General features: G+C 68.1%; 22 protein-coding genes. 18 read left to right on the top strand and 4 right to left on the bottom strand.

The window, feature by feature from the left end:
* The first annotated feature begins 17 nt into the window (after positions 1 to 17).
* From trxA to A5698_RS04340, 4 genes are all read left to right on the top strand, one after another.
* A complete protein-coding gene (gene trxA, locus A5698_RS04355) occupies positions 18 to 383 on the top strand; it encodes a thioredoxin (protein ID WP_067081439.1) in 366 nt (121 codons plus the stop codon).
* A gap of 25 nt (positions 384 to 408) precedes the next feature.
* The gene (locus A5698_RS04350) at positions 409 to 1,257 is read left to right on the top strand and encodes an enoyl-CoA hydratase (RefSeq protein ID WP_067081437.1); all 849 of its coding nucleotides are present in this window, start codon (positions 409 to 411) and stop codon (positions 1,255 to 1,257) included.
* A 12-nt stretch (positions 1,258 to 1,269) separates the two neighbouring features.
* Positions 1,270 to 2,898: an ABC-F family ATP-binding cassette domain-containing protein gene (locus A5698_RS04345; RefSeq protein WP_068293683.1), complete on the top strand. Its 1,629-nt coding sequence runs from the start codon at positions 1,270 to 1,272 to the stop codon at positions 2,896 to 2,898.
* Positions 2,899 to 3,002: 104 nt separating this feature from the next.
* The gene (locus tag A5698_RS04340) at positions 3,003 to 3,194 is read left to right on the top strand and encodes a helix-turn-helix domain-containing protein (RefSeq protein WP_067081469.1); all 192 of its coding nucleotides are present in this window, start codon (positions 3,003 to 3,005) and stop codon (positions 3,192 to 3,194) included.
* On the opposite strand, the gene A5698_RS04335 is transcribed toward A5698_RS04340, so the two are convergent.
* Positions 3,191 to 3,784, bottom strand: coding sequence for a TetR/AcrR family transcriptional regulator (locus tag A5698_RS04335; protein WP_067081432.1), 594 nt, complete (start codon positions 3,782 to 3,784; stop codon positions 3,191 to 3,193). The genes A5698_RS04340 and A5698_RS04335 overlap by 4 nt on opposite strands.
* Positions 3,785 to 3,802: 18 nt before the next feature.
* Positions 3,803 to 6,655 (bottom strand): aconitate hydratase, encoded by a 2,853-nt coding sequence (locus A5698_RS04330; RefSeq protein ID WP_068293680.1) that lies wholly within the window; start codon positions 6,653 to 6,655, stop codon positions 3,803 to 3,805.
* Positions 6,656 to 6,815: 160 nt separating this feature from the next.
* Between A5698_RS04330 and A5698_RS04325 the strand changes: the two genes are divergently transcribed.
* From A5698_RS04325 to A5698_RS04280, 10 genes are all read left to right on the top strand, one after another.
* Complete coding sequence (locus tag A5698_RS04325; protein ID WP_068293677.1) at positions 6,816 to 7,379, top strand: Rv1476 family membrane protein; 564 nt, start codon at positions 6,816 to 6,818, stop codon at positions 7,377 to 7,379.
* 245 nt (positions 7,380 to 7,624) lie between these two features.
* Complete coding sequence (gene ripA, locus A5698_RS04320; RefSeq protein ID WP_068293674.1) at positions 7,625 to 9,034, top strand: NlpC/P60 family peptidoglycan endopeptidase RipA; 1,410 nt, start codon at positions 7,625 to 7,627, stop codon at positions 9,032 to 9,034.
* A 47-nt stretch (positions 9,035 to 9,081) separates the two neighbouring features.
* Entirely contained in the window at positions 9,082 to 9,789 is a 708-nt protein-coding gene (gene ripB / locus A5698_RS04315; RefSeq protein WP_067081421.1) for an NlpC/P60 family peptidoglycan endopeptidase RipB, read from the top strand.
* Positions 9,790 to 9,924: 135 nt separating this feature from the next.
* The gene (moxR1, locus tag A5698_RS04310) at positions 9,925 to 11,073 is read left to right on the top strand and encodes a chaperone MoxR1 (protein ID WP_067081462.1); all 1,149 of its coding nucleotides are present in this window, start codon (positions 9,925 to 9,927) and stop codon (positions 11,071 to 11,073) included.
* Complete coding sequence (locus A5698_RS04305) at positions 11,070 to 12,017, top strand: DUF58 domain-containing protein (protein ID WP_067081418.1); 948 nt, start codon at positions 11,070 to 11,072, stop codon at positions 12,015 to 12,017. The genes moxR1 and A5698_RS04305 overlap by 4 nt, the downstream gene beginning before the upstream one ends.
* Positions 12,018 to 12,038: 21 nt before the next feature.
* The gene (locus tag A5698_RS04300; RefSeq protein ID WP_068293671.1) at positions 12,039 to 13,046 is read left to right on the top strand and encodes a VWA domain-containing protein; all 1,008 of its coding nucleotides are present in this window, start codon (positions 12,039 to 12,041) and stop codon (positions 13,044 to 13,046) included.
* Positions 13,047 to 13,069: 23 nt separating this feature from the next.
* Positions 13,070 to 14,080 (top strand): VWA domain-containing protein, encoded by a 1,011-nt coding sequence (locus tag A5698_RS04295; protein ID WP_068293668.1) that lies wholly within the window; start codon positions 13,070 to 13,072, stop codon positions 14,078 to 14,080.
* Between the two features lie 60 nt (positions 14,081 to 14,140).
* Positions 14,141 to 14,917 carry a 3-oxoacyl-ACP reductase FabG1 gene (gene fabG1 / locus A5698_RS04290; RefSeq protein ID WP_067088228.1) on the top strand — a complete coding sequence of 259 codons (777 nt, stop codon included), beginning with the start codon at positions 14,141 to 14,143 and terminating at the stop codon, positions 14,915 to 14,917.
* Between the two features lie 37 nt (positions 14,918 to 14,954).
* A complete protein-coding gene (gene inhA / locus A5698_RS04285) occupies positions 14,955 to 15,764 on the top strand; it encodes an NADH-dependent enoyl-ACP reductase InhA (protein ID WP_068293664.1) in 810 nt (269 codons plus the stop codon).
* Positions 15,765 to 15,767: 3 nt separating this feature from the next.
* Positions 15,768 to 16,754 (top strand): ferrochelatase, encoded by a 987-nt coding sequence (locus tag A5698_RS04280; RefSeq protein WP_068293661.1) that lies wholly within the window; start codon positions 15,768 to 15,770, stop codon positions 16,752 to 16,754.
* On the opposite strand, the gene A5698_RS04275 is transcribed toward A5698_RS04280, so the two are convergent.
* Complete coding sequence (locus tag A5698_RS04275) at positions 16,751 to 17,602, bottom strand: Rv1486c family protein (RefSeq protein WP_068293659.1); 852 nt, start codon at positions 17,600 to 17,602, stop codon at positions 16,751 to 16,753. The genes A5698_RS04280 and A5698_RS04275 overlap by 4 nt on opposite strands.
* Positions 17,603 to 17,662: 60 nt before the next feature.
* On the opposite strand from A5698_RS04275, the gene A5698_RS04270 reads away from it, so the two are divergent.
* Both A5698_RS04270 and A5698_RS04265 read left to right on the top strand, forming a co-directional pair.
* A complete protein-coding gene (locus tag A5698_RS04270; protein WP_067088236.1) occupies positions 17,663 to 18,094 on the top strand; it encodes an NfeD family protein in 432 nt (143 codons plus the stop codon).
* A gap of 30 nt (positions 18,095 to 18,124) precedes the next feature.
* Positions 18,125 to 19,333, top strand: a complete 1,209-nt coding sequence (locus A5698_RS04265) for an SPFH domain-containing protein (RefSeq protein ID WP_067088237.1) — start codon at positions 18,125 to 18,127, stop codon at positions 19,331 to 19,333.
* Positions 19,334 to 19,350: 17 nt separating this feature from the next.
* Here the strand turns inward: A5698_RS04265 and A5698_RS04260 are convergent, their stop codons facing one another.
* A complete protein-coding gene (locus A5698_RS04260) occupies positions 19,351 to 20,097 on the bottom strand; it encodes a TVP38/TMEM64 family protein (protein ID WP_068293656.1) in 747 nt (248 codons plus the stop codon).
* Positions 20,098 to 20,196: 99 nt separating this feature from the next.
* Here A5698_RS04260 and mutA point away from each other — a divergent pair, with 99 nt between their 5' ends.
* Positions 20,197 to 22,014, top strand: coding sequence for a methylmalonyl-CoA mutase small subunit (gene mutA / locus A5698_RS04255; protein WP_068293652.1), 1,818 nt, complete (start codon positions 20,197 to 20,199; stop codon positions 22,012 to 22,014).
* A 1-nt stretch (position 22,015) separates the two neighbouring features.
* Positions 22,016 to 22,214: hypothetical protein (locus A5698_RS04250; protein WP_156670608.1), on the top strand; the 199-nt coding region annotated here is incomplete at its 3' end.

Here is a 22,214-nt window from a genome sequence, read left to right as displayed (position 1 = left end):
CAGCGTTAGGAACTTACGTGGCTACCCAAGACATCACCGCCGAACAATTCAACGACACCATCAACGACAACGAGATCGTGCTGGTGGACTTCTGGGCGTCGTGGTGTGGCCCTTGTAAGGCATTCGCACCGACGTTCGCGGCATCGTCCGAACAGCATCCCGACGTCGTGTACGCCAAGGTCGACACCGAGGCCGAGCAGGCGCTCGCCGCGGCCGCCGACATCCGGTCCATCCCGACGTTGATGGCCTTCAAGAAGGGCAAGCTGGTGTTCAACCAGGCCGGCGCGTTGCCGCCCGCGGCCCTCGAAGAGCTGGTGCAGCGCGTCAAGGAGTTCGACATCGACGCCGCGATCGCCGCCCAGAACAACGGCCAGCCGGAGTAAGCCCCGCACGCGATAGCGTGCATGCGTGAGTGAGCACGCAGAAAGCCAGCCCGACCCCGCGCACAGCGACTTCGTCCTGGTCGACCGGCCGCGCCCCGGCATTGCCGTGGTGACGCTCAACCGGCCCGAGCGGATGAACTCGATGGCGTTCGACGTCATGGTCCCGCTCAAGAAGGCGCTCGACGAGCTGACCTACGACAACTCGGTGCGCGCGGTGGTGCTCACCGGCGCCGGCCGCGGATTCTCCTCGGGCGCCGACCACAAGTCGGCGGGCTCCGTGCCGCACATCGACGGGTTGACCAGACCCACCTTCGCGCTGCGGTCCATGGAGGTCCTCGACGACGTCATCCTCGCCCTGCGCAAGATGCACCAGCCGGTGATCGCCGCGGTCAACGGCGCGGCGATTGGCGGAGGCCTGTGCCTGGCGCTGGCCTGCGACATCCGCGTCGCGTCCGAGGAGGCCTACTTCCGCGCGGCCGGCATCAACAACGGCCTGACCGCCAGCGAGCTGGGACTGTCCTATCTGCTGCCACGCGCCATCGGCACGTCGCGGGCCTTCGAACTGATGCTGACCGGCCGCGACGTCGACGCCGCCGAGGCCGAACGCATTGGCCTGGTCTCGCGTGCGGTGCCCGGCGACGCCCTGCTCGACGTTTGCTATGAGATGGGCGAGCGGATCGCGGGGTTCTCCCGGCCGGGAATCGAGTTGACCAAGCGCACACTTTGGAGTGGACTGGACGCCGGTAGCCTGGAAGGACACATGCAAGCCGAGGGCCTCGGACAACTGTTCGTCCGTTTGCTCACCGCCAACTTCGAAGAAGCGGTGGCAGCGCGCGCCGAGAAGCGGCCCCCGGCCTTCACCGACGACAAGTAAGGACGGCCACGCGTGATCACCGCAACGGACCTCGAGGTCCGCGCCGGCGCGCGCACGTTGCTGTCCACCGACGGAACCGCGCTTCGGGTCCAACCCGGCGACCGGATCGGCCTGGTCGGCCGCAACGGCGCAGGCAAGACCACCACGATGCGCATCCTCGCCGGCGAGGGCGAGCCGTATGCGGGCAATATCGTCCGCAACGGCGAAATCGGTTATTTGCCACAGGATCCCAGGGAAGGTGACCTGGATGTGCTCGCGCGGGACCGGGTCCTCTCGGCCCGCGGCCTGGACACCCTGCTGGCCGATCTCGAGAAGCAGCAGCTGCTGATGGCCGAGGTCGCCGACGACACCGCCCGCGACAAGGCCGTCCGCAAGTACGGCCAGCTCGAGGAGCGCTTCGCCGCGCTGGGCGGTTACGCCGCCGAGAGCGAGGCGGGCCGCATCTGCGCGAGCCTCGGCCTGCCCGAGCGGGTGCTGACCCAGTCGCTGCGCACGCTCTCCGGTGGTCAACGCCGACGCGTGGAGCTGGCTCGCATCCTGTTCGCGGCCTCCGACAGCGGGGCAGGCTCCTCGACGACGCTGCTGCTCGACGAACCGACCAACCACCTCGACGCCGACTCGATCGGCTGGTTGCGGGACTTCCTGCAGAACCACGCCGGCGGCCTGGTGGTCATCAGCCACAACGTCGACCTTCTCGCCGACGTGGTGAACCGGGTGTGGTTCCTCGACGCGGTGCGCAGCGAGGTCGACGTCTACAACATGGGCTGGCAGAAGTACCTCGACGCCCGCGCCACCGACGAAGCCCGTCGCCGCCGCGAACGCGCCAACGCCGAGCGCAAGGCGTCCGCCCTGCGCGCCCAGGCCGCCAAGATGGGCGCCAAGGCCACGAAAGCCGTTGCCGCACAGAACATGCTGCGGCGAGCCGACCGCATGATGGCCGCGCTCGACGAGGAACGCGTCGCCGACAAGGTGGCCCGCATCAAGTTCCCGACACCCGCACCGTGCGGGCGCACCCCGCTGGTCGCCAAGGGGCTGACCAAGAACTACGGGTCCCTGGAGGTGTTCACCGGCGTCGATCTGGCCATCGACCGGGGATCGCGCGTCGTCGTGCTCGGACTCAACGGCGCCGGTAAGACCACGCTGTTGCGCCTGCTGGCTGGCGTCGAGACGCCGGATGCCGGACAACTCGAGCCTGGTCACGGCCTCAAGCTCGGGTATTTCGCGCAGGAACATGACACGCTCGATAACAACGCGACGGTGTGGGAGAACATCCGGCACGCCGCCCCCGACACCGGCGAACAGGAACTCCGCGGGCTGTTGGGTGCCTTTATGTTCAGCGGTCCCCAGTTGGATCAACCCGCCGGCACGCTGTCGGGTGGCGAGAAGACCCGACTGGCGCTGGCGGGTCTGGTCGCCTCCACTGCCAATGTGTTGCTGCTCGACGAACCGACGAACAACCTCGACCCCGCCTCGCGTGAACAGGTGCTCGACGCGCTGCGCAGTTACGTCGGTGCGGTCGTGCTGGTGACCCACGATCCCGGTGCGGCCGAGGCGCTCGAACCGCAACGCGTCGTCCTGCTTCCCGACGGCACCGAAGACTTCTGGTCCGAGGACTACCGCGACCTCATCGAGTTGGCCTGATCCAGCCCGATCCAGATCGCGAACCGTTTCACCAATTTCAAGCGTCGTGTGTAACCGCTTCCTACGCTGGGTATCCGTCCGGTCATCCAAGCGGGGAGGTGCTGATGAAAAAGCTGGACAAGTCGAGAGACCAGTTGATCAACGAGTTGCGGAGTGCTTACGAGGGTGGCGCAAGCATTCGCACGTTGGTCGCGTCCACGGGCCGCTCGTACGGCTCGATTCACAGCATGCTGCGTGAGTCGGGTACGACGATGCGCAGCCGCGGCGGGCCGAACCACCGCAGCCGGCGCCGCTAGTCCGGCTGCGGCGCGGCCTCCCAATCGCGCCCCTGCCGCAGCGACGCCTCGACCAGGTCCAGTACGGCACTGAGCTTTTCGGGGTCATCACCCGACGCCAACCGCGCTACGAGACCATCGAGGACGAGGTCGAGATAGGTCTGCAGGACGGCGCTGGGGACGTCGTCGCGCAGCCGGCCAGCCTGCTTCTGCATCCGTAGTCGCTGTGTGGTGGCTGCGGACAACTCGGCGGACCGCTCCGCCCAACCCCGGTGAAAATCGGGGTCGTTGCGGAGCTTTCGCGCGATCTCCAACCTCGTGGCCAGCCAGTCGAACTGCTCTGGCGCGGCAAGCATGTCACGCATGACCTGAACCAGTCCCTCGCGCGCGGCGACGTCGGCCATGCGCTCGGCGTCCTCACGGGCCAGTTCGAAGAACAGCGTGTCCTTATCGCGGAAGTGATGGAAGATGGCGCCGCGCGACAGCCCGATCGTCTGCTCGAGCCGCCGCACGGTCGCCTTGTCGTAGCCGTATTCCGCGAAACACCGGCGGGCGCCGTCGAGGATCTGCCGACGACGCGCCGCCAGGTGGTCGTCGGTGACCCGGGGCAACGCGGTTGTCCCTTCCGGCTACTGCGTTTTGAGCATGTTGCGCAGCACGTACTGCAGGATGCCGCCGTTGCGGTAGTAGTCCGCCTCGCCCGGCGTGTCGATGCGCACGACCGCGTCGAACTCGATGGTTTCTCCAGAGCCGTCCGCTCCATCATTCTTCGTAGCGGTGACGTGCACCGTCTTCGGCGTCTTGCCCTCGTTGAGCTCCTCGATGCCGGTGATGTCGAACGTCTCCGTGCCGTCGAGGCCCAGCGACTCCGCCGTCTCACCCTCGGGGAACTGCAGCGGGATCACGCCCATGCCGATCAGGTTCGACCGGTGGATGCGCTCGAACGACTCGGTGATCACCGCGCGCACGCCCAGCAGCCGCGTGCCCTTGGCCGCCCAGTCGCGCGACGAACCCGAACCGTACTCCTTACCGCCGAGCACGACCAGCGGAATGTCCTGCGCCGCATAGTTTTGCGCAGCATCGTAGATGAACGCCTGCTCGCCGCCGTTGGTGAAGTCGCGGGTGTATCCACCCGAGACGTCATCGAGCAGCTGGTTGCGCAGCCGGATGTTGGCGAAGGTACCGCGGATCATCACCTCGTGGTTGCCGCGGCGCGAGCCGTAGGAGTTGTAGTCCTTCTTATCCACGCCGTTCGAATCGAGGTATTGCGCCGCCGGGGTGCCCGGCTTGATGCTGCCCGCGGGGGAGATGTGGTCGGTGGTCACCGAATCACCCAGCAGCGCCAGCACTTTGGCGCCCTTGATGTCGGTCACCGGCTCCGGGTCGGCGGGCATGCCGTCGAAGTACGGCGGCTTGCGCACATAGGTCGAGTCGTCGGCCCACTCGAAGGTGTTGCCGCTCGGCGTCGGCAGGTTGCGCCAGCGCTCGTCGCCCTTGAAGACGTCGGCGTAGTTCTTGGTGAACATCTCGGTGTTGATCGCCTCGGCGATCGTGGCGTCGATGTCCTTCTGCGACGGCCAGATGTCCTTCAGGTAGACCTCGTTGCCGTCCTTGTCCTTGCCGAGGCAGTCCTTCTCGAAGTCGAAGTCCATCGTGCCGGCCAGCGCGTAGGCGATCACCAACGGCGGGGACGCGAGGTAGTTCATCTTCACATCGGGGTTGATGCGGCCCTCGAAGTTCCGGTTGCCCGAGAGGACCGCGGTGACCGACAGGTCGGCGTCGTTGACGGCCTTGGAGATCTCCTCGGGCAGCGGGCCGGAGTTGCCGATGCACGTGGTGCATCCGTAACCCACCAGATAGAAGCCGAGCTTCTCCAGGTACGGCCACAGTCCGGCCTTGTCGTAGTAGTCGGTGACGACCTGCGACCCCGGCGCCATGGTCGTCTTCACCCACGGCTTGCTCGCCAGGCCCTTCTCGACGGCGTTCTTGGCCAGCAGCGCCGCACCCAACATCACCTCCGGGTTGGAGGTGTTGGTGCAGGACGTGATCGCCGCGATGACGACGGCCCCGTGGTCGAGTTCGAACTCGCCCAGTTCGTCGGACTTGATCGTGACCGGCTTACTCGGGCGGCCCTTGGCGCCCACCGCGGCCGACGTCGAGGGCTCGTGGTCGTGCGTGTTGCCATTGGTCATGAACTCGTTGTTCCGCACCGGGTCACTGGCCGGGAACGTGTCGTCGATTCCGTCGTCGAGCTTCGTGTACTGCGTGGGCTGCTGCTCCTCGACATAGTTGTGGATGTCCTTGCGGAACGCTTCCTTGGCCTCGTTGAGCGCGATCCGGTCCTGCGGCCGCTTCGGCCCGGCGATCGAGGGCACCACATCGGAGAGATTGAGCTCGATGTACTCGGAGTACTTGGGCTCGCGCTTCGGGTCGTGCCACATGCCCTGTTCCTTGGCGTAGGCCTCGACGAGAGCGAGCTGCTCGTTGCTGCGCCCGGTCATCCGCATGTAGTCGATCGTCACGTCGTCGATCGGGAAAATCGCGGCGGTGGAACCGAATTCCGGGCTCATGTTGCCCAGCGTCGCGCGGTTGGCCAGCGGCACCTCGGCCACACCCTCGCCGTAGAACTCGACGAACTTGCCGACCACCCCGTGCTTGCGCAGCATCTCGGTGACGGTGAGCACCACGTCGGTGGCGGTCACACCCGGCTGGCGCTCGCCGGTCAGCTTGAACCCGACGACGCGCGGAATCAGCATCGACACCGGCTGGCCCAACATCGCGGCCTCGGCCTCGATACCGCCCACGCCCCAGCCGAGCACGCCGAGTCCGTTCTGCATGGTGGTGTGGCTGTCCGTGCCGACGGCGGTGTCGGGGTAAGCGACGCCGTCACGTTCCCACACCACGCGGGCCAGGTACTCGATGTTGACCTGGTGCACGATCCCGGTGCCCGGCGGCACCACCTTGAAGTCGTTGAAGGCGCCCTGGCCCCAACGCAGGAACTGGTAGCGCTCGCCGTTGCGCTCGTACTCGATCTCGACGTTGCGCTCGAACGCGTCCTCGCGGCCGAACAGGTCGGCGATCACGGAGTGGTCGATGACCAGATCGGCGGGGGCCAGCGGATTGACCTTGTCGGGGTCGCCACCGAGGTCGGCGATGGCCTCACGCATGGTGGCCAAATCGACGATGCAGGGGACACCCGTGAAGTCCTGCATGATCACGCGGGCGGGGGTGAACTGGATCTCGACGCTCGGCTCGGCGTCCGGATCCCAGTTGGCGATGGCTTCGATGTGGTCCTTGGTGATGTTCGCGCCGTCCTCGGTGCGCAGGAGGTTCTCGGCGAGGACCTTGAGGCTGTACGGCAGCTTGTCGGTGCCCGGCACGGCGTCGAGGCGATAGATCTCGTAACTCTTGTCGCCGACTTTCAGGGTGCCGCGGGCGTCAAATGAATTGAGGGAAGAATTTTCCGTATTATCTTTGCTCACATCAACTCCCGGCTAGTTCGCGCAGCCGACGGGCTGTGTCGGCCGCAGTCCAACTCTAACAGTACGCTTGTCCTGCAAAACGATCAGGGTCGCTTCCCAGTCTCGTGCCGCGTCGCGCGTGCTGTCACCCTCCCGGGTACCCATCACGTACGGTTCTCCTGTGATCGGAGCGCATGTGATTCCGTCTCTGCCGGCCTACATCCCGCCCGACGTGTGCGGACCGGTCGGCATGGACCCCGCGACCACGCCGGTGGACACGTGCATGAACCTCGTCATCGAGGATGTCCGTGATGACGGCGTGAGCGCATCGCCGACGCCGGAGAACGAGGGACTCGCCGATGTGGTGGCCGAGGCCCAGCAGAAGGGGATCGACCTCAAGATCGTCGTCGTCGACCAGAACCCCCCGATCGACACCCCGCTGCGCGATATCGCGACCGAGGTGGGGGACGCCTTCCCGGGTTCCACGGTGCTGGTGCTCAGCCCGAACGATTCGGGAACCTTCAGTACGACGTTCGACCGCATGACCTTGGAGGCGGGCCAGGACGTCGCCGAGGGGCGCGGTCCGGTACAGGGTTCGAAGAATTTCGTCAGCGAGTTGACGACGACGCACTTTCCATGGACTGCATTCACGATTCTCGTCGTCTTGGGAGTGGTCGCCGCCGTTATCGGTACGCGACTTTTGCAGGTCCGCGCGCGGCGTGCCGATTCCGGCGGGAAGGTCTGAAACCGCACTGCGACAACGGTTTTGGCCTGAAGGCGTGGCCACTTCGCAATAGCGAAGTCACGGCTCGATAACACTTCATTCAATTACAAAGTTGTAATTCGCAACTTAAGTTTCTTTGGCGTCAGATGTGACGTACGGTGCAATCGGTAACTGTGTTGTAGATGTGCATGTTGTGACAAATGAGCACAGTCACCCCGACGAATGTGTCCGCACGTTCGCCTGAAGCAATAGGAGAACTGAGTCGGATGAGACGCACACCTGGCGCATCCGCTACGCGGCCGTGTGGACGGTTCTGCGCGGCCCTTCTCGCGGCGGCAATGCTGTCCGCGACCCCCGGCCTGGCCGTCGCGCAACCGAACAGCCCCGACGGCATCGCGGCGCTGGTCGCTGCCGTCGCCGACGCCGATCAGAGGCTGCAGGATCTGGGCGCGCAGATTCAGCAGCAGCAGGAGAGCGTCAACAAGGCGATCCTGGACGTGCAGACCGCACGGGACAACGCCGCGGCAGCACAGCGTGAGGTCGACGCGAGCCGACAGCGCGTCGAGGACTCCAACATCGCGATCGAGCAGGCGCAGAAGCGATTCGACTCGTTCGCGGCCGCGACGTACATCAACGGTCCGTCCGACTCGTACCTGACCGCAGGCGACCCCGCCGAGGTCATCAAGACCGCCGCTGCGGGTCAGACGTTGGCCATCAGCTCGCAGCAGGTGATCGCAGATCTGCAGCGGGCCCGCACCGAGCAGGTCAACCGCGAGTCCGCCGCCCGATTGGCGAAGCAGAACGCGGACAAGGCCGTCGCCGACGCCGAAGCCAGCCAGCAGTCCGCGGTAGCCGCGCTCACCAACGCGCAGGACACGTTCCGCGCTCAGCAGGCCGAACTCGACAAGCTCACCGCCGAGCGAAAGGCGGCCCAGGCGAAGCTCGCCGAGGTGCGCAAGGCGTCGGCGCCCGCCGCGGCACAACCGGCGGCCGCCGCGACGCCGGGGAGCCCGGACTGGGACCGCGCGCCGGAAGGCGTCGACCCCGGCACCGGTAACTGGGCGGGGCCCTGGGATCCGACCCTGCCCGCGATCCCCAGCGCGTTCGTCAGCGGTGATCCGATCGCGATCATCAACACGGTCCTCGGCATCGCGTCGACCTCGGCGCAGGTGACCCAGGACCTCGGCCGCAAGTTCCTGCAATCGGTGGGGTTGCTTCCCGAGCCGGCCGCCGCGCCGGCCTTCACCAACGGCGCGATCCCGCGGGTCTACGGACGGCAGGCCACCGAATACGTCATCAAGCGCGCCATGTCCCAGATGGGCGTGCCCTACTCGTGGGGCGGCGGCAACGCGGCGGGACCGAGCCGTGGCATCGACTCCGGCGCCAACACGGTCGGTTTCGACTGCTCAGGGCTGATGCTCTACGCGTTCGCCGGTGTCGGTATCAAGCTCGACCACTATTCGGGCTCGCAGTACAACGCGGGTCGCAAGGTCCCGTCGTCCCAGATGCGCCGCGGCGACATGTTGTTCTGGGGGCCCAACGCCAGCCAGCACGTCGCGCTCTATCTCGGTGACGGGCAGATGCTCGAGGCGCCCTACACGGGTTCGGTGGTGAAGATCTCGCCGGTGCGCACCAGCGGCATGACGCCGTACGCGACCCGCCTCATCGAATGGTGAGAGATGAAGCGCTTGCAGATCTGTAGGGAAAACACGTTAGGAAGACTTTGCGTTTCAAGCTGATTCGGTTCTTGAGTGGTTGTGCGCTGCTGGTGGCCACGGTGGCGCTGACCGTCGGGCTGGCGACGCCGGCTACGTCGGCGCCCGAGGACGGCCAGTGGGATCCGACGCTGCCGAAGTTGATCAGCGCCGGGGCCCCCGGCGACCCGTTGGCGATCGCCAACGCCTCGCTCGCGGCGACCGCCCAGGCCACCGAGGTCACGATGGGGCTGGGCCGCAAGTTCTTGGCGACGCTGGGCCTCGCGCCACCGGAGGCGTCGACGGCCGGCGTCGCGCCCGGGCGCGTCCGCGGACCGCAGGCGATCGAGTACGTGATCCGCCGCGGCGCCTCGCAGATGGGCGTCCCGTATTCGTGGGGCGGCGGTAAGCCGAGCGGACCGAGCACGGGCATCGACTCGGGCGCCAACACCGTCGGCTTCGACTGCTCGGGCTTTACCCAGTTCTCGTTCGCCGGCGTCGGCGTGCTGATCCCCAAGTACTCCGGCGACCAGTACAACACCGGACGCAAGGTGCCGACGTCGCAGGCCAAGCGCGGCGACCTGTTGTTCTGGGGGCCCGGCGGCAGCCAGCACGTCGCGCTCTACCTGGGCGGCGGCAAGATGCTGGAGGCCTCGGGCAGCGCGGGCAAGGTGACGGTCAGCCCGGTGCGTCAGTCCGGTCTGCAGCCGTATGTGGCGCGCATCATCGAATCCTGAGCGGAGCCTGAGCCGAAGCTGAACGTTTCGGGCGGCGTCGACGGATTCTGCCGTGCCTGGAATAGTTGACGGCGAGCGTGCCGCCCCGACCGGGCGGCGCGGCACTGACCAGCGAGTTATGTGGAAGGAACGTTGATGACCTCACCGAGTGGGCCGTCGCAGGGGCCTGGAGGCTACCCCGGCCAGGCACCGGCACAGGGATACCAGGGCTCGCACGCCGCGCCCTCGGGCCCCGCTTCCCAGAACGGCGGTCTGCAGCAGGAGGTCCACACGCTCGAACGGGCCGTCTTCGAGGTGAAGCGGATCATCGTCGGCCAGGACCAACTGGTCGAGCGCATGCTGGTCGGCCTGCTCGCCAAGGGCCACGTGCTGCTCGAGGGCGTGCCGGGCGTCGCCAAGACGCTGGCCGTGGAGACATTCGCCAAGGTGGTCGGCGGTACCTTCGCCCGCATCCAGTTCACACCGGACCTGGTGCCGACCGACATCATCGGTACCCGCATCTACCGGGTGGGCAAGGAGGAGTTCGACATCGAACTCGGGCCCGTGGTGGTCAACTTCCTGCTCGCCGACGAGATCAACCGCGCCCCGGCCAAGGTGCAGTCGGCCCTTCTGGAGGTCATGGCCGAGCGCAAGATCTCCATCGGCGGCAAGACGTTCCCGCTGCCCCAGCCCTTCCTGGTGATGGCCACGCAGAACCCGATCGAGCAGGAGGGCGTGTACGCCCTGCCCGAGGCCCAGCGCGACCGCTTCCTGTTCAAGCTGAACATCGACTACCCGTCGCCCGAGGAAGAGCGCGAGATCATCTACCGGATGGGCGTCAAGCCGCCGGAGCCCAAGCAGATCCTGGCGCCCGGCGACCTGCTGCGACTGCAGGACGTGGCGGCCAACAACTTCGTCCACCACGCGCTGGTCGACTACGTCGTGCGGGTGGTCACCGCGACGCGTCAGCCCGAGAAGTTCGGGATGCCCGACGCAAAGGCGTGGATCGCCTACGGCGCATCGCCGCGCGCATCGCTCGGCATCATCGCGGCGTCGCGTGCGCTCGCGCTGGTGCGCGGTCGCGACTACGTGATCCCGCAGGACGTCGTCGAGGTCATCCCCGACGTGCTGCGGCACCGGTTGGTGCTGACCTACGACGCCTTGGCCGACGAGATCTCGGCGGAGACGGTGATCAACCGCATCCTGCAGACCGTGGCCCTGCCGCAGGTGAACGCCATTCCGCAGCAAGGTCATTCGGTGCCGCCCGTCGTGCCCGCCGCCGCTGGAGCGGCCAGCAATCGGTGACCAGCTCCCGACGCTCTGTTGATCTGCCGTCGCTGAAGCGCGGCGAGATCCGTGACCCCGCGCTGAGCGCCGCACTGCGCAAGCTCGAGTTGACCGTGCGGCGCAAGCTCGACGGTGTGCTGCACGGCGACCACCTCGGCCTGCTGCCCGGCCCGGGTTCGGAACCGGGGGAGTCGCGGCTCTATCAGCCCGGTGACGACGTGCGCAGGATGGACTGGTCGGTCACGGCGCGCACCACGCACCCCCATGTGCGGCAGATGATCGCCGACCGGGAGCTCGAAACGTGGCTTGTCGTCGACATGTCGGCCAGTCTCGACTTCGGCACCACCGGATGCGAGAAGCGCGATCTGGCCGTCGCCGCCGCGGCGGCGATCACGTTCCTCAACAGCGGAGGCGGTAACCGCATCGGCGCGATCATCGCCAACGGCGACACCGTGCGACGGGTGCCGGCGCTGTCGGGCCGCATGCACGAACAGGAGATGTTGCGCGCCATCGCGACGATGCCCAAGGCCCCGGCCGGCGTCCGCGGCGACCTCGCCGCCGCGATCGACGCGCTGCGCAGGCCCGAACGGCGCCGCGGGATGGCGGTCATCATCAGCGACTTCCTCGGGCCCATCAACTGGATGCGCCCGCTGCGGGCGATCGCGGGTCGCCACGAGGTGCTCGGCATCGAGGTGCTCGACCCGCGTGACGTCGAACTGCCTGCCGTCGGCGACGTGGTGCTGCAGGACGCCGAGACCGGCGCGACCCGTGAGTTCACCATCGACGAGCAGTTGCGCGACGACTTCGAGCGGGCGGCCGCGGCGCACCGCGCGGAGGTGGCGAGGACGTTGCGGCGATGCGATGCACCGCTGTTGACGCTGCGCACCGACCGCGACTGGATCGCCGACGTCGTCCGGTTCGTGGCCAACCGCAGGCGTGGCGCGCTGGCGGGCCACGCCTGACATCGAAATGATTAGGCGCACATGACATTGCCGTTGCTCGGACCCATGACGCTGTCGGGATTCGAAAACGCCTGGTTCTTCCTGTTCCTCATCGTGGTGCTCGCAATCGTCGGGCTCTACCTCGTCGTGCAGGTGGCGCGGCATCGGCGGATGCTGCGGTTCGCCAACATGGAGCTGCTGGAAAGCGTTGCGCCGAAACGGCCTTCGCGCTGGCGGCACGTGCCCGCGATCCTGCTCGTGATCGGGCTGGTGTTCCTGACGGTGGCGATGACGGGACCCACTCACGATGTCCGCATTCCGCGCAACCGCGCGGTGGTGATGCTCGTCATGGACGTCTCGCAGTCGATGCGGGCCACCGACGTCGCACCCAACCGTATGGCCGCCGCGCAGGAGGCGTCCAAGCAGTTTGCCGACGAACTCACCCCGGGCATCAACCTCGGATTGATCTCGTATGCAGGCACGGCAACGGTTCTGGTCTCGCCGACGACGGGCCGGGAGGCCACCAAGGCCGCGATCGACAAGCTCCAGTTCGCCGACCGCACGGCGACCGGCGAAGGCATCTTCACCGCGCTGCAGGCGATCGCCACCGTGGGTGCGGTGATCGGCGGCGGCGACGAACCCCCGCCGGCGCGCATCGTGTTGTTTTCCGACGGCAAGGAGACTGTGCCGTCGAACCCGGACAACCCGAAGGGCGCCTACACCGCGGCGCGCACCGCGAAGGACCAGGGCGTGCCGATCTCGACGATCTCGTTCGGCACGCCGTACGGCTACGTCGAGATCAACGACCAACGCCAACCCGTGCCGGTCGACGACGAGATGCTCAAGAAGATCGCCGATCTGTCCGGCGGCGAAGCGTTCACCGCGTCGAGCCTCCAGCAGCTGCGCGAGGTCTATGCCAACCTGCAGCAGCAGATCGGCTACGAGACGATCCGGGGCGACGCGAGCGTGGGCTGGCTGCGGCTGGGAACGTTCGCGCTCGTGATGGCGGCCCTGGCGGCCCTGTTCATCAACCGTCGTCTACCGAACTGATGCGCAAGGGATGACGATCTGACATGACGCTTCCACTGCTGGGTCCGCTCTCGCTCACCGGCTTTCAGCACATCTGGTGGTTCCTGCTGTTCTTGGTGCTGCTGCTGGCGCTTGCCGGGCTGTACGCCGCCGCGCAGGCCGCCCGGCGAAAACGGTTGCAGCGCTTCGCCAACACCGAACTGCTCGACAGCGTGGCGCCCAGACGGCCGAGCCCGCTGCGCCACATTCCCGCGGCGCTGCTGGCGGTCGCGCTGCTGCTGTGCACGATCGCGCTGGCCGGACCCACCCACGACCAGCGGCTGCCCCGCAATCGTGCGGTGGTGATGCTGGTGATGGACGTCTCGCAGTCGATGCGCGCCACCGACGTCGAACCGAGCCGCCTGGCCGCCGCGCAGGAGGCGTCGAAGAAATTCGTCGACGAGCTGACCCCGGGCATCAACCTCGGCGTGATCGCCTACGCCGGCACGGCCAACGTCCTGGTGTCGCCGACCACCAACCGCGACGCGAGCCGGCGCGCGATCGAGAATCTGCAGGTGGCCGATCGGACCGCCACCGGCGAGGCCATCTTCACCGCGCTCTCGTCGATCTCCACCGTCGGCGCCGTGATCGGCGGTGGCGACACGCCGCCGCCCGCGCACATCGTGCTGTTCTCCGACGGCAAGGAGACCGTGCCGAACAACCCGGACAATCCGAAGGGCGCGTTCACCGCCGCGCGGGCCGCCAAGGACCAGGGCGTGCCGATCTCGACGATCTCGTTCGGCACCCCGAACGGGTCGGTCGAGGTGAACAACGAGCGGGTGCCCGTTCCCGTCGACGACGAGGGCATGAAGAAGGTCGCCGCGCTCTCCGGGGGCGAGTCCTACACCGCATCCAACCTCGACGAACTGAACAAGGTCTACGAGACCCTGCAGGACCAGATCGGTTATGAGACGGTCCGCGGCGAGGCGACCACCGGCTGGCTCCGGCTCGGCGCGCTGTTTGCGGCCGTGGCGGCCGTCGCCGCGCTGCTGATCAACCGCCGGCTGCCGCTGTGAGCGCCACGCTTCACTAAGGCGATTTCTTAAGAATGGCGGGCAGGCGATAGGTTGGCGGGCATGACTGCGCAGGCGAGCAAGGACACCGGAGCGACCGCCGAATCCGAATCGGCAGGCGGTCGTCCGCCTTTCGTCTCCCGCTCCGTGCTGGTGACCGGCGGCAACCGCGGTATTGGTCTGGCGATCGCACAGCGCCTCGCCGCCGACGGTCACAAGGTCGCCGTCACCCACCGCGGTTCCGGGGCCCCCGAAGGGCTGTTCGGGGTGGTGTGCGACGTCACCGACAACGCGGCCGTCGACCGCGCATTCAAGGAGGTCGAGGAGCATCAGGGCCCGGTCGAGGTGCTGGTCTCCAACGCGGGCATCTCCAAGGACGCGTTCCTCATGCGGATGACCGAGGACCGGTTCGAAGAGGTCATCAACGCCAACCTGACCGGGGCGTTCCGGGTGGCCCAGCGGGCCTCGCGCACCATGCAGCGCAAGCGGTTCGGCCGGATCATCTTCATCGGCTCGGTGTCGGGTATGTGGGGGATCGGCAACCAGGCCAACTACGCTGCGGCCAAGGCCGGGCTGATCGGCATGGCCCGCTCGATCTCGCGGGAGCTGTCGAAGGTCAACGTGACCGCCAACGTCGTCGCGCCCGGCTACATCGACACCGAGATGACCCGTGCGCTCGACGAGCGGATCCAGGCCGGGGCGCTCGATTTCATCCCCGCGAAGCGCGTGGGCACCGCCGAGGAGGTCGCGGGCGCGGTCAGCTTCCTGGCGTCCGAGGATGCGAGCTATATCGCCGGCGCGGTGATCCCCGTCGACGGCGGCATGGGTATGGGCCACTAGATCTTCACGATCTTCACGTAGAGAGAGGGACTTTCACATGACCGGTTTGCTCGAAGGCAAGCGCATCCTCGTCACCGGAATCATCACCGACTCGTCGATCGCGTTCCACATCGCCAAGGTCGCCCAGGAGGCCGGCGCGGAACTGGTGCTCACCGGGTTCGACCGGATGAAGCTGATCCAGCGCATCGCCGACCGGCTGCCGAACCCGGCGCCGCTGCTGGAACTCGACGTGCAGAACGAGAACCACCTCGACTCATTGGCCGAGCGCATCACCGAGGTGATCGGCGAGGGCAACAAGATCGACGGCGTCGTGCACTCGATCGGCTTCATGCCGCAGTCCGGGATGGGCATCAACCCGTTTTTCGACGCCCCCTATGAGGACGTCTCGAAAGGCATTCACATCTCGGCGTATTCGTACGCCTCGCTGGCCAAGGCCACGCTGCCGATCATGAACCGCGGGGGCAGCATCGTCGGTATGGACTTCGACCCGACCCGCGCGATGCCGGCCTACAACTGGATGACCGTGGCCAAGAGCGCGCTGGAGTCGGTGAACCGCTTCGTCGCTCGCGAGGCCGGGCCCTACGGTGTGCGCTCGAACCTCGTCGCGGCGGGCCCGATCCGCACGCTCGCGATGAGCGCGATCGTCGGCGGCGCCCTCGGCGCCGAGGCCGGTGAGCAGATGCGGTTGCTCGAGGAGGGGTGGGATCAACGCGCCCCGGTCGGCTGGGACATGAAGGACCCGACCCCCGTCGCCAAGACCGTGTGCGCACTGCTGTCGGACTGGCTGCCCGCCACCACCGGCACCGTCATCTACGCCGACGGCGGCGCCAGCACCCAGCTGCTCTAGACAATGGATTTTGACGCCGTCCTGCTGCTCTCGTTCGGCGGGCCGGAGCGCCCCGAGGACGTGATCCCGTTCCTGGAGAACGTCACTCGCGGGCGCGGCATCCCGCGGGAACGGTTGGCGGCGGTCGCCGAGCACTACCTGCATTTCGACGGCGTCTCACCGATCAACGGCATCAACCGCGCCGTGATCGAGCGGCTGCGCACCTACATCGACGTGCCGGTGTACTTCGGCAACCGCAACTGGGAGCCTTACGTCGAGGACGCGGTGACCGCCATGCGCGACGACGGGGTGCGGCGCGCGGCGGTGTTCACCACGTCGGCCTGGGGCGGCTATTCGAGCTGCACCCAGTACGTCGAGGACATCGCCAGAGGGCGGCAGGCCGCCGGCGCCTCGGCCCCGCAGTTGGTCAAGCTGCGCCAGTACTTCGACCACCCGCTGTTCGTGCAGATGTTCGCCGATGCGGTCACCGCCGCCGCGCGGACGGTGCCCGAGGGCGCACGCCTGGTGTTCACCGCGCACTCGATTCCGCTGGCCGCGCGATCACGCTGCGGCGCTGAGCTTTACGAGCGGCAGGTGGGCTACGCCTCCAGCCTCGTCGCGGCCGCGGCCGGATACGCCGACTATGATCAGGTGTGGCAGTCGCGGTCCGGACCCCCGCAGGTGCCGTGGTTGGAACCCGATGTGGGGGACCATCTTTCGTCGCTCGCCGAGACCGGAACCAAGGCCGTGGTGGTCTGCCCGATCGGTTTCGTCGCCGATCACATCGAGGTGGTCTGGGACCTCGATCACGAACTGCGCCTTCAGGCCGGGGAGGCCGGGGTGGCGTTCGCCAGGGCCGCGACGCCGAACGCCGAGCTCGCGCGCGTCGCCGCCGATTTGCTTGCCGAGTTGCGTGACGGCCGCGATCCCGAACGGGTGGCGGGCGCGAATCCGCCGCCTCTGCAGGGGTTTTCGGTCGACGGCGTGGTGTGCACGCCGGCCTGCGGCTAGCCCTGCCAGGCCGAATGCAGGACCGCGTCGACCGCGGCCAGTCGCGCCGAGCGCACCACGGTCGACAGCGGTCGCAGCGCGTCGTTGGCGATCTGGACCTCGGTGGAGCTGTGCAGACCGATCGGAATCAGCCCGGCGCTGACCGAGATGATCGCGTCGACGTGCGCGGCGTTCTCCAGCACGCGCACCGCCCGGTTGGGAGCGTGGTCGGGAAGGCGGTGCCTGCGGGTGGATTCGAGCACCTGCTCGACGAGCCCGCGCGGATCCTCCACATCGATCTCGGCCGCCCCCGCGCGCAACGTCCCGAGCGCGTCGGCCGCCGAGCGAACCGCCGACCGCAGCGCGTACTCCGCCTCGCCGAGGTCGATGTGTTCGGCGGGGGTGGACGCCTCGGGGATCGAGTACACCGTCCACGAGAGGCCGCAGGGGTCGCGGTCGTACTCGTCGTCGTCCCCGGGATCGTCGTCGTACTCGAAATCCGGTACCAGCCCGATGGAGCCGACGCCTGAGACGACGATGGCCTCGCCCGCGGTCACCGCGTCGCGCTGGAACTGGGTCCCCGCGGGCAGTCCCCGGACGTCGCCGGGCACCGGCAGCGCCAGTCTGATCGGCGGCTGGGTCACACCGGGGCCGGCGGCCGTGCGCAGCGTCTGCAGCATCGACACCGCCCCCGCGTCCACCAGATCGGGCCACGGCAGGCCGGTCGCGCCGGCCGCCACGGAGTCATAAGCCGTCACGGAATGCTTTGGCGCCCAATGTGAAAGCGCGTCGAGCACGTCGTCGGGCGCGGCCACGCCTGCCAACCAGGCATTGGCCCACACCGACAGCGAAACACTGGGACACCACATGATGTTCGAAGTGTAGTTGTTACGCCCGCACACGGTCGGGCGCGACGATAGGGTGGCGTCATGCCCGCTGCGCTGATCTGGTTAATCGCCGCGCTGGCGCTCGCCGGTGCCGAGGCGCTGACCGGTGACCTGTTCCTGCTGATGCTCGGCGGCGGGGCCCTGGCGGCCGCCGGGTCGAGCCTGATCTTCGACGATCTGTGGGTCCACGGCGCGGTGTTCGCCGTCGTCTCGATCCTGTTGCTGGTGCTCGTGCGTCCCGCGCTGCGCAGGCATTTTCAGGCCGGAAGCGGCCTGCCCGACCCGGCGAAGGCGCTCGAGGGCAAGAGCGCGCTGGTGCTGGATCGGGTGGCGCAGCACGAGGGGCAGGTGAAGCTGGACGGCGAAGTCTGGACGGCGCGCCCGCTCAACGAGAACGACGTGTACGAACCCGGGGACAAGGTGACCGTCGTGCATATCGACGGCGCGACCGCCGTCGTCCAGAAGCTCGCCTAGAACACACTGGGTACGAGGGAAGGAATCGTCATGGATGGAGCGGTCGCCGGCTTGGTGCTCGTCGGCGTGCTGGTGGTGTTCGCCGCCATCATCGTCGCGAAGTCGATCGCGCTGATACCGCAGGCCGAGGCCGCCGTGATCGAGCGGCTCGGCCGTTACAGCAAGACCGTGTCCGGTCAGCTGACGCTGCTGTTGCCGTTCATCGACCGCATCCGCGCCCGCGTCGACCTGCGCGAGCGGGTGGTGTCCTTCCCGCCGCAGCCGGTGATCACCGAGGACAACCTGACCGTGCAGATCGACACGGTCGTGTACTTCCAGGTCACCAACCCGCAGGCGGCGGTGTATCAGATCAGCAACTACATCGTCGGCGTCGAGCAGCTGACCACGACCACGCTGCGCAACCTTGTCGGGGGCATGACGCTGGAGCAGACGCTGACCTCGCGCGACCAGATCAACACCGCACTGCGCGGCGTGCTCGACGAGGCCACCAACCGGTGGGGTCTGCGGGTGGCGCGCGTCGAGCTGCGCAGCATCGATCCGCCGCCGTCCATCCAGGATTCGATGGAGAAGCAGATGCGCGCCGACCGCGAGAAGCGCGCGATGATCCTGACCGCGGAGGGCAACCGCGAATCGGCCATCAAGCAGGCCGAAGGTCAGAAGCAGGCGCAGATCCTGGCCGCCGAAGGCGCGAAGCAGGCCGCGATCCTGGCCGCCGAGGCCGACCGTCAGTCGCGCATGCTGCGCGCCCAGGGCGAACGCGCCGCGGCCTACCTGCAGGCGCAGGGCCAGGCGAAGGCCATCGAGAAGACGTTCGCGGCCATCAAGGCGGGCCGCCCCACTCCCGAGATGCTGGCCTATCAATACCTGCAGACCCTGCCTCAGATGGCCAAGGGCGAGGCGAACAAGGTGTGGCTGGTGCCCAGCGACTTCGGTTCGGCGCTACAGGGTTTCACCAAGCTGCTGGGGGCGCCGGGGGAGGACGGCGTGTTCCGCTACACCCCCTCGCCCGTCGACGACGTGCCGGTCAAGGATGACGACGACGAGGTCGCCGACTGGTTCAACACCGAAACCGATCCCGAGATCGCCCGTGCCGTGGCGAAGGCCGAGGCCGAGGCGCGCACCTCGGTGGACGGTCCCGCGGCCGTCACCCCGCCGCCGTCGTTCCCGGGGATCGGCCAGCAGACGAATGTCTCGCCGCCGGCGCCGAACGACCTCGGCGGCGGGGCGCATTCGCGCTGAGCCGCTGAGTCGGGGCGCTATCCGGTCACCCGCACCGGCTGGTCGGCGTCGTTCGCGGCGGTCTGCTCACGGTGATGGCGCCGGTGCACGCGGATCTCGTAAATCAGTCCCGCGACGCCCAAACTGGCGGTGCAGAACGAGATCAGCACGAGCAGCGGGCTGACGTTGCCGGTGAGCGCGTCGCCGAGGACCACCACCGCAGCGGTGCCCGGCACCAGCCCGGCCAGGGTGGCCAGCGTGTAGGGCAGCACGCGCACCGACGACACGCCGGCCGCGTAATTGAGCACGGCGAACGGCACGGCCGGGATCAGCCGCATCGACAGCACGGTCGGCCATCCGCGCGCACGCAACCGCGCGTCGACGGCCTGGATCCGCGGATGGCGCGCCACCCGATTCAGTTGCAGGCCGACCGCCCGCACGAGCAGCAGCGCGATGACCGCGCTGACGGTCGCCGCGGTGACCGCGAGGGGGATGCCCAGCACGGGGCCGAAGAGCAGGCCCGCGGCGAGCGTGAACGCCGTGCGCGGGAACGGGAACACCGTGACCGCGATGTGGGCGGCCAGAAACGCCAGCGGGAACCACGGCCCGACCGAGGTGGCCCAGTCGCGCAACTGCACCGCGGTCGGCACCGGGACCAGCGATGCGATTGCGACGAGAATCACAATCGCCGCCGCAGACCCCAGCAGACGCGCCCGCGAGACGCTCGAGAGCGTCGCGATCACCGCACCGCGGACTGCGCGAAGGGTGCTGACGACGGAGTTCACGCTTACCAAGACTACGGAACCGCGGCGGCTGACACCTGCTCGCGACGCCGTGAGTCGACCGCCCGGCGGACATCGGTGTGATGGCGATCATTTAGCCTGATGACCGTGCAGAAACCCACTGCGGTCGAGGCCGATCGCGAGCGTTGGCGCTCAGCGGTCGCCGGGGTGCTGGCAAAGAGCACCCGGCGCGATCCCGCCGATCTGCCCGCCGAACCCGAGCGACTGCTGGATTCACCCACCTACGACGGCTTCGCGATCCGTCCGCTGTACACCAGCGTCGACGCGCTGCCCGAACCGCCGCTGCCCGGACAGTGGCCGTTCGTGCGCGGAAGCGACGCGCTGCGCGACGTCAAGGCAGGTTGGCGGGTCGCCGAGGCGTTCCCTGCGAACGGGCTGGGCGCCGTGGCCGAACACAACGGCGCGGTGTTGCTCGCCCTCACCGAAGGAGTCAGCGCCCTCGTCGTGCGCGTCGGCGCGTCCGCGGGCGTCGCGGCCGCCGAACTGGACCGCCTGTTCGACGGCGTCTTCCTCGACCTCGTCCCGGTGCTCTTCGAGATCGCGGGCCCGGACTACGTTTCGGCGGCCGATGCGGTGCTCGGATTGCTCGGCGATCTCGACGAGGATCAACGTTCTCGGCTGTCGGTCGACCTCGGCGCCGATCCGCTCACCGCGCCGCTGAGCGGACGCGAAGCCCCGGAGACCGCGGCCGTCGTGACCACCGCTGCGAAGCTCGGCGAATACCGCGGCGGCGTCCGGGCCGTCACCCTCGACGGCCCCGCGTTCCACAACCTCGGCGCCAACGCGTCGTGGGAACTCGCCGGCTTGGTGTCCGCGGGGGTGAGCTACCTGCGCCTGCTGGGCGAGGGCGGCCTCGATATTTCGGATGCGTTGCGCCAGATCAGCTTCCGCATCGCCGCCGACGACGATCAGTTCATGACGATCGCGAAGCTGCGGGCGGCGCGGCTGCTGTGGGCCCGCGTTGCCGAGGTGGTCGGGGCGCCGGAGCACGGGGCGGTCACCCTGCACGCCGCGACGTCGCTGCCGATGATGGCCAAGCGCGACCCGTGGGTGAACATGCTGCGCACCACCGTGGCCGCGTTCTCGGCCGGTGTCGGGGGAGCGGACACCATCGAGGTGCATCCGTTCGACGCCGCGATCGAAGGCGGCTTCCCGGGGACCTCCGCGAGCTTCGCCCGCCGCATGGCCCGCAACACGCAGCTGCTGCTGCTGGAGGAATCGCACCTGGGCCGCGTGCTGGACCCGGCGGCGGGTTCCTGGCACGTCGAGGACCTCACCGAACAACTTGCCGAACAGGCGTGGAAGCACTTCCAGGACATCGAATCCCGCGGCGGCTTCGAACAGGCCCGCGACCACATCGCGGCCCAGATCGCTGAGGTCGCCGAGCGGCGCGCCGACGACATCGCTCACCGGCGCACCGCGCTGACGGGCGTGAACGAATTCCCCAACATCGCCGAACCCGTGCTGCCGCAGGGTGATTCGCTGTCCAGGGTGGCCCGCTACGCCGCCGGCTTCGAGGCGCTCCGGGACCGCTCCGACGCCTTCTTCGAGAAGAACGGCGCCAGGCCGAAGGTGCTCCTGCTGCCGCTCGGCCCGCTGGCCGAACACAACGTGCGCACCACCTTCGCGACGAACCTGCTCGCGTCGGGCGGCATCGAAGCGGTGACCGAGGCGGACCCGACCCCGCCGATCGCGGTGATCTGCGGCACCGACGCCCGCTACGCAGAGGAGGCGTCGGCCGCGGTGGAATCCGCGCGTGCGGCCGGTGTGTCGCGGGTGCTGCTCGCCGGGCCGGAAAAGGCTGTCGCGGAAGCGGAACCGAAACCGGACGGCTATCTGACCGCGAAGATCGACGCGGTCGCCACGTTGTCGGACCTGCTCACCGGATTGGGGGCCTGAGGTGACTGCCACGGCTGGGATCGGGAAAACCATCGGTAGCTTCGCCGACGTCCCGCTGCACGGCGACAAACGTGCGGAGGCGCCGACCGAGGAAGCCGTCACCGCGCACGTCGAGGCGGCCGCCGCGGCACACGGATACGGCGCCGATGTAGACGGGTTTGACGTCTATGCCCTCCGGCGTCACCCAGTCCACCTGATCG

Origin of the sequence: Mycobacterium sp. E136 (assembly GCF_001666865.1) — a bacterium.
GTDB lineage: Bacteria > Actinomycetota > Actinomycetes > Mycobacteriales > Mycobacteriaceae > Mycobacterium.
This window is presented reverse-complemented; position numbering and strand designations above follow the sequence as displayed.